Annotated in this window: 12 protein-coding genes; 4 read left to right on the top strand and 8 right to left on the bottom strand. The window is 44.8% G+C overall.

What is annotated here, in order from left to right; all coding sequences use genetic code 11:
* Positions 1–145: 145 nt before the first annotated feature.
* Complete coding sequence (gene upp, locus R8O11_RS20030; RefSeq protein ID WP_005380401.1) at positions 146–772, bottom strand: uracil phosphoribosyltransferase; 627 nt, start codon at positions 770–772, stop codon at positions 146–148.
* Between the two features lie 179 nt (positions 773–951).
* Between upp and purM the strand changes: the two genes are divergently transcribed.
* Positions 952–1,992, top strand: a complete 1,041-nt coding sequence (gene purM / locus R8O11_RS20035; protein ID WP_005389861.1) for a phosphoribosylformylglycinamidine cyclo-ligase — start codon at positions 952–954, stop codon at positions 1,990–1,992.
* A gap of 151 nt (positions 1,993–2,143) precedes the next feature.
* The gene (gene purN / locus R8O11_RS20040; protein ID WP_005394347.1) at positions 2,144–2,800 is read left to right on the top strand and encodes a phosphoribosylglycinamide formyltransferase; all 657 of its coding nucleotides are present in this window, start codon (positions 2,144–2,146) and stop codon (positions 2,798–2,800) included.
* Positions 2,801–3,189: 389 nt separating this feature from the next.
* On the opposite strand, the gene R8O11_RS20045 is transcribed toward purN, so the two are convergent.
* Both R8O11_RS20045 and lpcA read right to left on the bottom strand, forming a co-directional pair.
* Positions 3,190–4,035 (bottom strand): class II glutamine amidotransferase, encoded by an 846-nt coding sequence (locus R8O11_RS20045; RefSeq protein ID WP_318194390.1) that lies wholly within the window; start codon positions 4,033–4,035, stop codon positions 3,190–3,192.
* 51 nt (positions 4,036–4,086) lie between these two features.
* On the bottom strand, positions 4,087–4,662 hold the full coding sequence (gene lpcA / locus R8O11_RS20050; RefSeq protein ID WP_005380392.1) for a D-sedoheptulose 7-phosphate isomerase: 576 nt from the start codon (positions 4,660–4,662) through the stop codon (positions 4,087–4,089).
* A gap of 376 nt (positions 4,663–5,038) precedes the next feature.
* Between lpcA and fadE the strand changes: the two genes are divergently transcribed.
* Both fadE and R8O11_RS20060 read left to right on the top strand, forming a co-directional pair.
* Entirely contained in the window at positions 5,039–7,483 is a 2,445-nt protein-coding gene (fadE, locus tag R8O11_RS20055) for an acyl-CoA dehydrogenase FadE (protein WP_005385392.1), read from the top strand.
* 206 nt (positions 7,484–7,689) lie between these two features.
* Positions 7,690–9,465 (top strand): SulP family inorganic anion transporter, encoded by a 1,776-nt coding sequence (locus R8O11_RS20060; protein ID WP_136976118.1) that lies wholly within the window; start codon positions 7,690–7,692, stop codon positions 9,463–9,465.
* A 73-nt stretch (positions 9,466–9,538) separates the two neighbouring features.
* On the opposite strand, the gene R8O11_RS20065 is transcribed toward R8O11_RS20060, so the two are convergent.
* From R8O11_RS20065 to dnaQ, 5 genes are all read right to left on the bottom strand, one after another.
* Positions 9,539–9,949: a GNAT family N-acetyltransferase gene (locus tag R8O11_RS20065; RefSeq protein WP_017633770.1), complete on the bottom strand. Its 411-nt coding sequence runs from the start codon at positions 9,947–9,949 to the stop codon at positions 9,539–9,541.
* Between the two features lie 84 nt (positions 9,950–10,033).
* Entirely contained in the window at positions 10,034–10,426 is a 393-nt protein-coding gene (locus R8O11_RS20070) for a DUF1353 domain-containing protein (RefSeq protein ID WP_203346022.1), read from the bottom strand.
* A gap of 51 nt (positions 10,427–10,477) precedes the next feature.
* Positions 10,478–11,035, bottom strand: a complete 558-nt coding sequence (locus R8O11_RS20075) for a nucleotidyltransferase domain-containing protein (RefSeq protein WP_053304069.1) — start codon at positions 11,033–11,035, stop codon at positions 10,478–10,480.
* Between the two features lie 202 nt (positions 11,036–11,237).
* A complete protein-coding gene (locus R8O11_RS20080) occupies positions 11,238–12,488 on the bottom strand; it encodes a TIGR03503 family protein (RefSeq protein ID WP_025768253.1) in 1,251 nt (416 codons plus the stop codon).
* 8 nt (positions 12,489–12,496) lie between these two features.
* Complete coding sequence (dnaQ, locus tag R8O11_RS20085; protein WP_005380385.1) at positions 12,497–13,219, bottom strand: DNA polymerase III subunit epsilon; 723 nt, start codon at positions 13,217–13,219, stop codon at positions 12,497–12,499.
* Positions 13,220–13,274 lie beyond the last annotated feature (55 nt).

Here is a 13,274-nt window from a genome sequence, read left to right on the forward strand (position 1 = left end):
AGTTCTTTTAGTTTTTGATTTCATAACACTCTCCAATTTTGGGGGTGGAAAGTGTCAACCTTATTTAGGACGGCACAGTAGATACAAAAAAGGCTTGGTTTTCACCAAGCCTTTTTCTGTTCAGTCATAGTAATACATCAAAGAATTACTTAGTACCGAAGATCTTATCACCAGCATCGCCTAGACCCGGAACGATGTAGCCTTTGTCATTAAGCTTCTCATCGATTGCCGCAGTGTATAGCTCAACATCTGGGTGTGCTTTTTCTAGCGCTTCAATACCTTCTGGTGCAGCAACAAGTACCAGCACTTTGATTTGGTTACAACCTTTCTCTTTTAGGAGATCGATCGTAGCAATCATAGAACCACCTGTTGCAAGCATTGGGTCAACAACAAGCGCAATACGCTCCTCGATGTTTGAAGCAAGCTTGTTGAAGTAAGGAACTGGCTCAAGCGTTTCTTCATCACGGTAAATACCCACAACACTGATACGTGCGCTTGGCATGTGCTCAAGAACTCCATCCATCATGCCTAGACCTGCACGTAGGATTGGCACTACGGTTACTTTTTTACCTTTAATCTGGTCTACTTCTACCGGACCGTTCCAACCATCAATGGTCACTTTTTCTGTTTCAAAGTCTGACGTTGCTTCGTAAGTAAGTAGGCTACCGACCTCAGTCGCTAACTCACGAAAACGTTTTGTGCTGATGTCACCTTCTCTCATTAGACCAATTTTATGTTTTACTAGAGGGTGCTTTACTTCAACAACTTTCATGTCCATCTCCGGCTATAGTTGGCAATATTTAAACAAACCTTCAGATTATACATGATTTTCACAGGGATATCAGGATAAATCACTAAAGAAAAAAACAGACGCAAACGTTTGCTATCTATGTTTAAGCACTGTTAGAATAGCGCCGTTTTCATATCCAACTTAATACCGAGGACTTCCCTGTGAGTGGTAACAACTCTTCTCTTAGCTATAAAGACGCTGGTGTAGATATTGATGCAGGCAACGCGCTTGTGGATCGTATTAAGGGTGCGGTAAAACGTACTCGTCGCCCTGAAGTTATGGGTGGTATCGGTGGTTTTGGCGCGCTATGCGAATTGCCAACTAAATACAAACAACCTGTACTGGTTTCTGGTACTGATGGCGTTGGCACAAAACTTCGCCTAGCACTGGATATGAACAAGCACGACACGATTGGCATCGACCTAGTGGCAATGTGTGTAAATGATCTTATCGTGCAAGGCGCAGAGCCACTGTTTTTCCTAGATTACTACGCAACAGGCAAACTAGACGTTGATACCGCAGCGGATGTTGTTTCAGGTATCGCAGAAGGGTGTGTTCAAGCAGGTTGTGCCCTAATTGGTGGCGAAACTGCGGAGATGCCTGGCATGTATGAAGGCGAAGACTACGACGTAGCTGGTTTCTGTGTTGGCGTAGTAGAAAAAGAAGACGTGATTGACGGCACGAAAGTCGCTGCTGGTGATGCACTTATCGCTGTTGGTTCAAGCGGCCCACACTCAAACGGTTACTCCCTTATCCGTAAGATCCTAGAAGTATCTGGTGCAGATAAGAGCGAAGAGCTAGCAGGCCGCACTATTGGTGAGCACCTACTAGAACCAACAAAAATTTACATCAAGTCAGCACTTAAGATGATTGAGAAACACGACATCCATGCGATTTCTCATATCACTGGTGGTGGTTTCTGGGAAAACATCCCACGCGTACTGCCTGAAGGCACGAAAGCAGTTATCGATGGTAACAGTTGGGAATGGCCAGTTATCTTCAAGTGGCTACAAGAGAAAGGCAACGTCGACACACACGAAATGTACCGCACATTCAACTGTGGTGTAGGTCTAATCGTCGCACTACCGAAAGACCAGGCAGATGCAGCAGTTGCTCTTCTTAAAGAAGAAGGCGAAAACGCGTGGGTGATTGGTCAAATCGCACAAGCAGACGCGAACGAAGAGCAAGTTGAAATCCAATAATTTGCAAATCGAGCTCAAAAGATAAGAAGAATGAGGACACTAGATGACTAGGTCCTCATTTTGCTATCTAGAACACTAAAAACCATTCTATTAGTAGGTAGTTTAGAAGCTACATAACTCCAACCTACAATACCAAGGCGCTCTCGACATCATGAAAAACCATACCCTAAAAAACATTGTGGTCCTCATCTCGGGTAACGGAAGTAACCTGCAAGCTATCTTGGAAGCTTGCGAAGACAGCATGCCAAACGCACGAGTGGCAGCCGTGTTCTCTAACAAAGCAGATGCTTTTGGTTTAGAACGTGCAAAAAAGTTTGATGTGGACGGTCACTTTGTCGACCCTAAAGCATTCAGCTCGCGTGAAAGCTTTGATGCAGAGCTAATGAGTCAAATAGATGAATACCAACCAGACGTGATTATTCTTGCTGGTTACATGCGCATTCTGAGCAGCGCATTTGTTTCTCATTACATGGGTAAGATGATCAATATCCACCCTTCTCTTCTACCAAAATATCCTGGGCTACACACACACCAGAGAGCAATTGATGCTGGCGATAAAGAACATGGTACGAGTGTGCACTTTGTAACGGAAGAGCTTGATGGTGGCCCTGTCATACTGCAAGCAAAAGTTCCTGTGTTCGAAGACGATGATGCTAGTGTACTTGCGGCACGTGTTCAGGCGCAGGAGCACCGAATCTACCCTATGGTGGCTAAGTGGCTGGTAGACGAGCGGTTGATCATGAAGGATGGTAAAGCCTATTTAGATGGCGCAGAGCTTGGCGTACATGGGTACGCCTCAGATGAGTAGCCCTGAATAATAAACTCCAGGCACAAAAGAGCAGCCTGAGGGCTGCTCTTGGTTGTTTTAATACTTATAAACTTGATTCAAGAAAACCATGGTGAGACTAGAAACCTAAAACCCAACATTCTAAAAAATCCCATAACCACTTGAGTAACATAACACTCGGAAAGTAGATTCTGAATCTGGTTCGTTCTTCACCGTTCAGACTGACGAGGTGTTTTATGAGAAATTTCTATCAGTTACGTCTTTACAGCAAGCCTTAGCGAGACTAGGACTCTACTACCAGCACTCTAGAAAGTAAGAATGCTCATCCGTATCCGCCCTCGGTTTAAAACGCATAAAAATAAAGCTCGCGATTAAGCGAGCTTTATTTTTATATTCAGAGTAAGAGACCATCACTCTAACGGTTCGGTTGGCGCTTGATTGCCCGGCTTAGCCGCCGAAAACGGCACATTTACCAGTTCAGAGGCATTATTTTTGACTAGTTCACCTAGGTGAAACAAGCCGTATTCGCCAGGTTTCATACGCTGCCAAGCTTCGTTGCCCGTCAAAGGTTGAGTTGCGATCACAGAAACGATGTCATGTGGCGTGGTTTCTTCTTGGAAGTTAATTTCCACATCTTCATCAAGCAAAGCAGCTTTTCCAAACGGTGCGCGTCTTGTGATCCAATACAAATGATTGGTGCAATACGTCATTACATACTCACCATCACTCAGAAGCATGTTAAATACACCCTTCTCTCTTAGCTCATCACAACATTTAGCAACATATAAAAATACCGACTCCATATCCTTTGGTGGCTCAGGATATCGATCTTCCATTTGCTTCAATAACCAGCAAAATGCCAGTTCACTATCTGTTTCACCGACAGGTCGATGTCGACCTGTATGCAAGTCTTGATAGCCAGAGAGCTGACCGTTATGCGCAAACGTCCAATACCTACCCCACAGCTCACGTGTAAAGGGATGAGTATTTTCTAAATTAACACCACCACGATTCGCCTGTCGGATATGACTAACGACCGCACGACTTTTGATGGGATAATTTTGTACCAACTCTGCTATTTTAGACTCACAACTTGGCTTGGGATCTTTGAAGGTTCGAAAGCCCTTCCCTTCGTAGAAGGTGATCCCCCATCCGTCACGGTGTGGGCCGGTTCGACCTCCACGCTGCATGAGCCCAGTAAAACTGAAACAAATATCCGTTGGAGCATTAGCGCTCATACCGAGCAATTCACACATGGTTTAAAAAAACTCCCTAACAACACAGCTCGAAACGGTGGCCGTAAACGATTATTCCATCTCTTTTTCGATCAACTGAATGATGATATGAATAATCTTAATATGAATTTCCTGAATGCGGTCTGCATAACCAAAGTGTGGCACGCGGATTTCAATATCTGCAAGGCCTGCCATTTTGCCGCCATCTTTACCTGTTAGCGCAATCGTCTTCATGCCTTTCGCTTGTGCTGCTTCAATCGCTTTCAGGATGTTACCTGAGTTACCTGAAGTCGACAGACCAAACAGTACGTCACCTTTTCGACCAACCGCTTCTACATAACGTGAAAACACGAAGTCATAACCAAAGTCATTACTCACACAAGAAAGGTGGCTTGGATCTGAAATAGCAATACCAGCATAGCCAGGACGATTTTCTCGGTAACGGCCTGTTAGCTCTTCGGCAAAGTGCATTGAATCACAGTGAGAACCACCGTTACCACATGACAATACTTTACCATCTTGCTTGAATGAGTCAGCAATCATTTTCGCCGCTGCTTCGATTTGCGCAATGTTATGGTCATCGCTTAAAAATTTGTTGAGCACTTCAGCAGCTTCGTTTAATTCACTTCTAATCAGATCATGGTACATAAGACGTTCTCTTTATTATTTCGGCTTCAGTCAGCTCTAGACTCACTGAGCAAATTGTTCTGATACCAATTTGGTATCGGACATTTCATAAACCTGAACTCGGGTTTGATTACTCTGAGTTTACCCACAAACGAGAATTAGTGTCGATAGTGAACCAACAGATTTAGATTAGTGATGGTAATAAACTTGTCAACTTGCTCATGAAACCATCACTCAAATCTCAACTTTAGAATTTTAACTCTACTTAGATCACTTTTTATCCAATCTTATGTTTTACATTTCCTTAATATTTTGATTACACTTAAACCAACTGGTTAGACCTCTTACCTAACATACAGACGTACAAAACTTATAAAGTCTGAAAAGGAAAATACATATGGACATCTTGCTCTCAATCATCACGATGGCGATCGTGCTAGGCATTACGCTCTACCACCGCATGTCTCTCGTGAAATCTATTAGCTTACTCACCGCAGCCATGCTGGCTCTTACAGTAGCTGGTACTGTCGGCGTTATTGGTTGGGCTATTTACGTTCTCGCCGCAGCTGTGCTCGCGGTTCCTGGCGTACGTCAGTCTTTAATTAGCCGCAAAGCGTTAGTGCTTTTCAAGAAAGTGCTGCCAGCTATGTCTCAAACCGAAAAAGAAGCGTTAGACGCAGGTACCGTCTGGTGGGAAGCCGAACTATTTAAAGGCAAACCAGAGTGGCAAAAGCTACACGCGATTCAAGCACCTAAGTTAAGTGCGGAAGAACAAGCCTTTTTAGACGGCCCTGTGAATGAAGTGTGCGCCATGGTGAGTGATTTCCAAGTGACCCATGAACTCGCGGACTTACCGCCAGAAGTTTGGCAATACCTGAAAGATCATAAGTTCTTCGCCATGATCATTAAGAAAAAGTACGGTGGTCTAGAATTCTCAGCATACGCGCAATCTTTGGTACTACAAAAATTAACGGGTGTTTCTGGCGTTCTATCGTCTACCGTTGGTGTTCCTAACTCTTTAGGCCCTGGTGAGTTACTGCAACACTACGGTACTGAAGATCAGAAAAATCATTACTTACCGCGCCTAGCTGAAGGTAAGGAAATCCCTTGTTTCGCCCTAACAAGTCCAGAAGCGGGTTCTGACGCTGGATCTATTCCAGATTACGGTGTGGTCTGTAAAGGCGAATGGGAAGGAAAAGAAGTACTGGGTATGCGCCTGACTTGGAACAAGCGCTACATCACCCTAGCGCCAGTCGCAACGGTACTAGGCTTAGCATTCAAACTTCGCGATCCTGAAGGTTTGCTAGGCGACAAAGAAGATCTTGGCATCACTTGTGCGCTTATCCCAACTGATGTCAAAGGTGTTGAGATTGGTAACCGACACTTCCCACTCAATGTGCCATTCCAAAATGGTCCAACGCGCGGTAAAGACATCTTTGTTCCTATCGATTTCATTATCGGTGGCGAAAAAATGGCGGGCCAAGGTTGGCGTATGCTGGTTGAGTGTCTGTCGGTTGGACGTGGTATCACGCTACCTTCAAACTCAACAGGTGGCATCAAAACTGCGGCAATGGCAACCGGTGCTTACTCACGTATTCGCCGTCAATTCAAACAGCCGATCGGCCATATGGAAGGAGTTGAAGAACCATTAGCACGCTTGGGTGGTAATGCTTACGTGATGGATGCAGCAAGCAACTTAACCGTTGCGGGTATCGACTTAGGTGAAAAGCCATCAGTAATCTCAGCTATCGTGAAGTATCACTGTACGCACCGCGGCCAGCAAAGCATCATCGATGCAATGGACATCGTAGGCGGTAAAGGTATCTGTATGGGACCTTCTAACTTCCTAGCTCGTGGTTACCAAGGTGCGCCAATCGCGGTAACGGTTGAGGGTGCTAACATTCTAACACGCTCAATGATCATCTTTGGCCAAGGCGCAATCCGTTGCCATCCGTACGTTCTTGAAGAAATGAACGCGGCGTATTCTGAAGCAAGTAATGCTGTCGAGAAATTTGATAAAGCGCTTGCTGGTCACGTGAGCTTTACAATGAGTAACCTAGTGCGCAGTATCTGGTTTGGTTTGAGCGACGGTCTGGGCTCTTCATCACCAACCAAAGATGCAACCAAGCGTTACTACCAACAATTGAACCGTTACAGTGCAAACCTTGCTCTGCTATCGGATATCTCAATGGCAGTGCTAGGTGGCTCTTTGAAGCGTAAAGAGCGTCTATCAGCACGTCTTGGTGACATTCTAAGCCAGCTATATTTGAGCTCTGCGACGTTGAAACGTTTTGAGCAAGATGGCCGTCCAGTCGAAGATTTACCATTAGTACACTGGGGTCTACAAGACAGTTTGAAACAAGCGGAAGTGGCAGTAGATGAATTCTTAGCAAACTTCCCGAACAAAGTAATTGGCCGTGCGCTACGCGTATTAATCATGCCATTTGGTCGCGTACGCAAAGCACCAAGCGATAAACTAGACAGTAAAGTGGCGCGCATTCTACAAACGCCAAGTGCAACGCGATCACGCATTGGTCGCGGTCAATACCTTGAACCAACCGAGCACAACGCAGCAGGTAAGATTGAACTTGCACTATCAGTCATTCTTCAAGCTGAGCCTGTGTTTGACAAAGTATGTAAAGCGCAGGGTAAGCGTCGCCCATTCTTACGTTTGGATATGATTGCTCAGGAAGGGCTAGAGCAAGGCTTTATCACGCAAGAAGAAGCCGATCTACTCAGAGAAGCGGAACAGCATCGTCTAGATACAATCAACGTTGACGATTTTGAGCCGGAACTGCTTGCCGCAAAGCCGCTATACCCTCAGATGGATAGTGTCGCGTAACTCTAGAATCTGAGACCACAAACGGGAGTATCAGCTCCCGTTTTTTATTGCTTCCAGAATCGCATTCATAACACCTCACACCACGAAGCCCCTGCGCAATCGCAATAAAAGCCACGCACTCCAATCTTTCCCCCGATTTCCAGTGATAACTAACTCACAGACGTTCCAACTAAGCGGTGTATACTTTAAGTAACTCACTCACATATATGGTAAATCCGTTGGCTAAAATATTACTCGCACAGTGGTTCCCAGGGCTTGTTCAGCTTAAGCATTATCAAAAAGAATGGTTTGTTAACGACTTCAGAGCCGCCTTGTCTGTTGTCGCGGTTGCACTGCCAGTTGCCATAGCTTATGCACAGTTAACTGGTGTATCCGCAATTGTCGGTCTGTATTCGTGTGTACTGCCAATGTTGGTTTACGCCATGATGGGCACATCTCGACAACTCATTGTCGGACCCGATGCAGCAACCTGTGCAGTGATTGCTGCTGTTGTGACACCACTTGCCGCAGGTGACCCCACAAAACATTGGCAGTTGGTTATGACCATGACAGCGATGACGGGGATTTGGTGTGTACTGGCAAGTCGTTTCAAGCTAGGGGTGTTTGCAGATTTCCTTTCTCGTCCGATTCTTTTGGGTCTACTCAACGGTGTTGCTCTCACAATTATCGTTGGTCAGTTTGCGAAAGTAGTCGGTTTGAAATACGAGCAACGTTATTTACTGGAACGTTTATGGGAAGCTCCACAACGATTAACCGATCTTCATTGGCCTACTGTAACTCTGAGTATCGTGACAGTTGTCGTTTATTTGCTCACCAAACGCTACCGACCAACTTGGCCTGCTGCCATGCTGGCGATCCTCGTAACTACTGCGTCAGTTTGGTTTTTCCATTTACAAAAGATGGGCGTATCGGTTGTCGGACTCACTCAAGGTGGCTTCCCTCAGTTTCAAACACCGGAGTTTGAGCTAGGTGAAGTCCGTGAACTAGTGGTCCCGGCGCTCAACCTTGCGATTGTCAGTTTTGTTAGCATGATGCTCACCGCCCGCAGTTTCGCTGCTAAAAACGGTTATGATATTGATGCTAATAAAGAGTTTCAGGCGTTGGGTTTTGCCAACATTGCCTCAGCGTTTTCGCAAGGTTTCGCGATAAGCGGCGCTGACTCACGCACAGCCGTCAATGATGCAAATGGCGGTAAATCTCAATTAGTTTCGATTGTCGCCGCAATCACCATTGCCATTATTGCGGTATTTATTTACGAGCCTTTGCAGTTCATCCCTATCGCTTCACTTGGTGTTGTATTGATCATTGCGTCCCTATCGCTGCTCGATCTTAAAGCAATTTGGAAATTAAAATCTCGTGACAAAGATGCATTTTATCTGGCCATCATTACTTTTATTTCTGTGTTGATCGTGGGTGTAATACCGGGGATCACTTTGGCGGTATTGCTAGGGCTGTTTCAATTTTTACGGATCGTCATGCGACCGAGTGATCAGCTACTTGGCTTGGATGAAAAAGGTACCATTCGGACCATCGACGACTCAGGAAAAGCTTCGCCTATTCCTGGAATGGTGATTTACCGCTTTAACTCACCGCTAACTTACTTCAATGCTCCTTACTTTAAACGTAGAGTGTTAGAGCAGGCAGAGCATCACAAAGACGCAAGTTGCGTTGTCATCGACGCCGTATCGAGCTTTACTCACTTGGATCTCAGTGTGATGGCAACACTGGCAGATATTAACAATACTTTGAAAAAGAGAGGTGTACGCTTAATCCTCGCAGGAAGGAAACGACGTCTTCGTCAATGGTGTGAGCTTACTGGTATCAGCACCAGTGAAGGAGGCATTTTACTGCGAGCTGATATGTACCTTGCCATTAAACTTAGTGGCTGTTACATCAGTGCTGTGGGTGAGGGACAAATTCCTACTGTTCAAAAAGAGCCTGATTTAGAGCAGCCACCCAAACCAATTCCAGAAGTGGCTTAAATACAAATTTAATATAGAAAACAGGAAATTAAACTCCTGTTTTCTAGTGCTTATCTTCACAGCTGAATACGTGTTACGCCTTTGGCTTAAACTTTTTTGTCATCCCTTGGCTTTTAGGAGCCACCAGCCTATAACCAAGCTTTTCGTAAAAGACCGGTTCATCAGCAATCATAGAAACGTAAGAGCCTTCAAGTGCAACAGATGAAAGATAACCGTCGATGTATTCCATGACTTTTCTACCTAAACCGTTGCCTTGATAATCAGAATCAACGGCAACGTCGACAATTTCGAAGTTACACGCCCCGTCACCAACAACCCGACCCATTGCAATGAGCTTTCCTTCATCCCGAACAGATACGCCATATAACGAATTGGGTAGACCAATTTCAGCAGCTTTCAACGATTTGGGTGATAGCCCGGCTTTGACACGCATATCACAGTATTCTTTCGGGCTTGGCACATGCTCTTCATATCTTATTGTCATTATGTACTACTCCTTTGTATCACCTTGGAGCTTACATAACTAAACTGTATAAATAAACAGTTAAACGTTGGAAAGATGTTCCCATTAAGCACACAAAGTATCAGGTCTAGAAAAGAAGCCACCGACAACTCTGACGCCATAATAGATATAAGTTGCTCTGAAGCTAGACATTCCTTTTTCTAAACATGTTTCTCTCAACAACGTATCCGCATGCTTTCGAGCACTTTGTGGCAACACCTCTTCCCTCATGAGTTGGTAAAGAGCATCATGCACTAAAGAAGCTTTCATAATGTTTTTTGTGTCTAACGCTGGCCCACTCGCTCCATCCCATGCATAGCCCTTTTTAATCGTTAACACGCCTTGTTTGGACAAACTAAGAAAAGGGCTGTCATACGCGTTACTCACTGAAATTTGAGTCTCAACCTTTTCTTCAGAATGGAGAGTGTATTTATACTTCTGACGCTTTTTGTATTTCATAACCTAACCGCCTAGCTAACTTCAGTAGGAGGAACGGAGATGACTCTCAAATTAGAGTTTCTCAGAGAGTTTTTTCAAATAGGACTTAGCAAGCTCATGGTTATCTCTGCTCAACCACTTAATACAATCAAAGAGTTCCCAGATCAGGCCTTGATCACCACTGGTATAAACTGGGAAATCTTCATGCTTTGGCGCAGGTTCATCAGTAACCATGCCCCCAATCACATCAGCTTTATCAAATAAAGTCTTAAATGGCTTAGAAAGTTTGAAGGGCTCACAGAGATCTAAACAATGAATCTCTGCACTGGTTAGGTCATTAAAAATGTATTTTTTGAAACACGCATTTTCGTTGTGCTCTCCCTCAAGGCGATAAAAAATATCTTTATTAGCTTCAAACTGGGTAAAGCAAGGCTCTGAGGCTTTATGGAAGTTGTTTTGAGTAAATACAACAACATCAGCGTCCGAAATACGGTCACCTTGTCCTGATGACAAGGAGCCAAGCAATACCGCGGCAACAACGTCTTTTTCAGAACAAAAGGCATCATAAGCTGACTCAACCAAGGCCTTTTGTCGTGGTAAATGTTCTAGTCCTAACTCTCCAATTGTCATAACTCACTCCGTCGATACGCACTAAAATCAAGTCGAAACGTAAACAGTATCATGCGAGCTTTATTATGATTAATCAACGTTAAATCATGGTGTTACTTTAAAATAAAATGATTAATGACCATGAGAAGCATCAAACTCTGTCTCAAACTTAAACTGAAAAAACGGAGCCGATTGGCTCCGTTTCTCGCTTTATGTGTTACTACTATTTCTTTGGTACTTCTAATTGCATCTCTGGCATGGCATCGCGCTTCGCTTTAATTTTGCGCCAGACTATCCATGCAATGATCACAATCAGCAGCATTATCAAATTACCCACCGCGATAATAATCATGCTGCGCTTACGCTCAGCCTCTCGCTCAGCGATAATTTGCTTTTCCATTTCAATACGGCGCTGTTCGGCTAATTCAGCTTCTTTTGCAATTCGAGCAGCTTCTAGATCAACTTCATCAACAACACTGAAGGTTTGCTCTGGGATAGGAAACACCAACGAGCGCTGAGTTGCAAAATCAGTGGCAAAGATCTCGCCGCGCCATGCGTACTTACCAAGCTCAGCATCGTTATTGAGGTTCAACGTAACTCTCATTCCATCTTTAGAGACCTGTCCTTGGCTGTAACTAATGAAACCATCGGGAGCGTCCTTTTTCACTGTGACTGCAATAGAGCCTGGTGCAATCATACCTTGCTCGCCACTCACCACTAATTGGTGTGGCTTATCGGGATTACGAGCCTGAATAAAAGTACGAGAGATTGGGTTCGGATAAACCAAGATGACTTGCTCTTGCGCTCGTAAGAATACGCCATTGCCAGACGTGATGCGCGCACGGTACTTACCAGGCTCAACGTCTATTGGGAGCTGAACCGTGAACACTCCATCCCCTGCTTTTTCATCCAAGCCTCGGCCGTCATCAGAAAACTCACCCACAACCATCGGCACTGGACGTGCTTCTTTGATCAGCTCATCTTCATTTTCGACAAACTTGGTAAATGTCACGCGCAGATTCACGCGATCAAGGAAGTCGCGCAGTACAAGAGGTTTGCCGTCGGAGGTCAGGCGAGCTGTAAACTTAAGCGCTTCCCCATTATATAATCGGTTTGGGAACAGGTCCGTACTGAGCTTTAGGTGAGAAATTAAGCGGATGTTATTTTTAGGCGTAACTTTCCCCACAGCCTGCCATGGACCTGGCATCGGGTTATCAACGGAAATAATATCGAGTGAGGCTTCTTGATACCAACGTACATTGTCGTAAGAGCCCCAAGCATAGTATTTTTTACCGTCAGGACGGACTAAAACAACTGGCTGAGAACTTTGCTCACGATAAACCAAAAACGTGATCTGCTCGATGGTTGGATCAACTCGAAAGCGATTGTCTAACAAAGACATTGTAGATTCACTCGCAGCACTCGAGAGACTACTCCATATCGCTAAAAACGCGACCAACAAAGCCCTCAACATAGCTTCTCCTATTGATGCCAAATACAGTCGTTCACCAACTCTAATCTTTTTTGGTGAGCTTCTAGTTCATCGGCACTTGCGCGCAAAACCTTTAGCGCTTTTCTTCCTTCAATACGACGAATGGTTTCTACCCCACCCTCTTGTTTATTCGCGTTAAATTCTAGACTCGTTTGACCACCCGTCATAAAGAGGTAAACGTCGGCTAGAATCTCCGCATCGAGCAAAGCTCCGTGGAGTGTACGGTGCGAGTTATCAATACCGTAACGTTCACATAAGATATCAAGGTTGTTTCGCTTACCAGGGAAGATTTTCTTCGCCATAGCAAGGGTATCGGTCACCTTGCAGTAGTCGTCCGTTTTGCCGATGTTAGGATCGAGCATGCCAAACTCGTAATCCATAAAGCCGGTATCGAAGGGCGCGTTGTGGGCAACAAGTTCTGCGCCTTTAATAAACTCAAGAAACTCTTGGTGCACGCTCGCGTATTCCGGTTTATCAACCAAGAATTCATCCGTAATACCGTGAACTTCAACCGCTTCTGGTTGGATTTCACGATCGGGTTTTAAATAAACGTGGAAGTGACGACCAGTCAGCTTACGGTTGATGATCTCCACGGCACCGATTTCAATAATGCGGTGTCCCATGTAGTGAGGACCACCCTCGCGGTTCATACCTGTGGTTTCGGTATCGAGAACGACAATGCGGTTATATTCAGAATTGCTGCTGGTATTCATAAGGTTATGTATGTCAGACTATGCTTTATTAAATGTTTCGGCTAATAGTACCAAA

It is taken from the genome of Vibrio sp. 1288, assembly GCF_033344475.1.

Coding starts and splice junctions, on each gene's coding strand:
- upp (WP_005380401.1), bottom strand. CDS start 772: ATGAAAGTTGTTGAAGTAAAGCACCCTCTAGTAAAACATAAAATTGGT.
- lpcA (WP_005380392.1), bottom strand. CDS start 4,662: ATGTACCATGATCTGATTAGAAGTGAATTAAACGAAGCTGCTGAAGTG.
- R8O11_RS20065 (WP_017633770.1), bottom strand. CDS start 9,949: ATGACAATAAGATATGAAGAGCATGTGCCAAGCCCGAAAGAATACTGT.
- R8O11_RS20060 (WP_136976118.1), top strand. CDS start 7,690: ATGGTAAATCCGTTGGCTAAAATATTACTCGCACAGTGGTTCCCAGGG.
- R8O11_RS20075 (WP_053304069.1), bottom strand. CDS start 11,035: ATGACAATTGGAGAGTTAGGACTAGAACATTTACCACGACAAAAGGCC.
- dnaQ (WP_005380385.1), bottom strand. CDS start 13,219: ATGAATACCAGCAGCAATTCTGAATATAACCGCATTGTCGTTCTCGAT.
- R8O11_RS20070 (WP_203346022.1), bottom strand. CDS start 10,426: ATGAAATACAAAAAGCGTCAGAAGTATAAATACACTCTCCATTCTGAA.
- purN (WP_005394347.1), top strand. CDS start 2,144: ATGAAAAACCATACCCTAAAAAACATTGTGGTCCTCATCTCGGGTAAC.
- fadE (WP_005385392.1), top strand. CDS start 5,039: ATGGACATCTTGCTCTCAATCATCACGATGGCGATCGTGCTAGGCATT.
- R8O11_RS20080 (WP_025768253.1), bottom strand. CDS start 12,488: ATGTTGAGGGCTTTGTTGGTCGCGTTTTTAGCGATATGGAGTAGTCTC.
- R8O11_RS20045 (WP_318194390.1), bottom strand. CDS start 4,035: ATGTGTGAATTGCTCGGTATGAGCGCTAATGCTCCAACGGATATTTGT.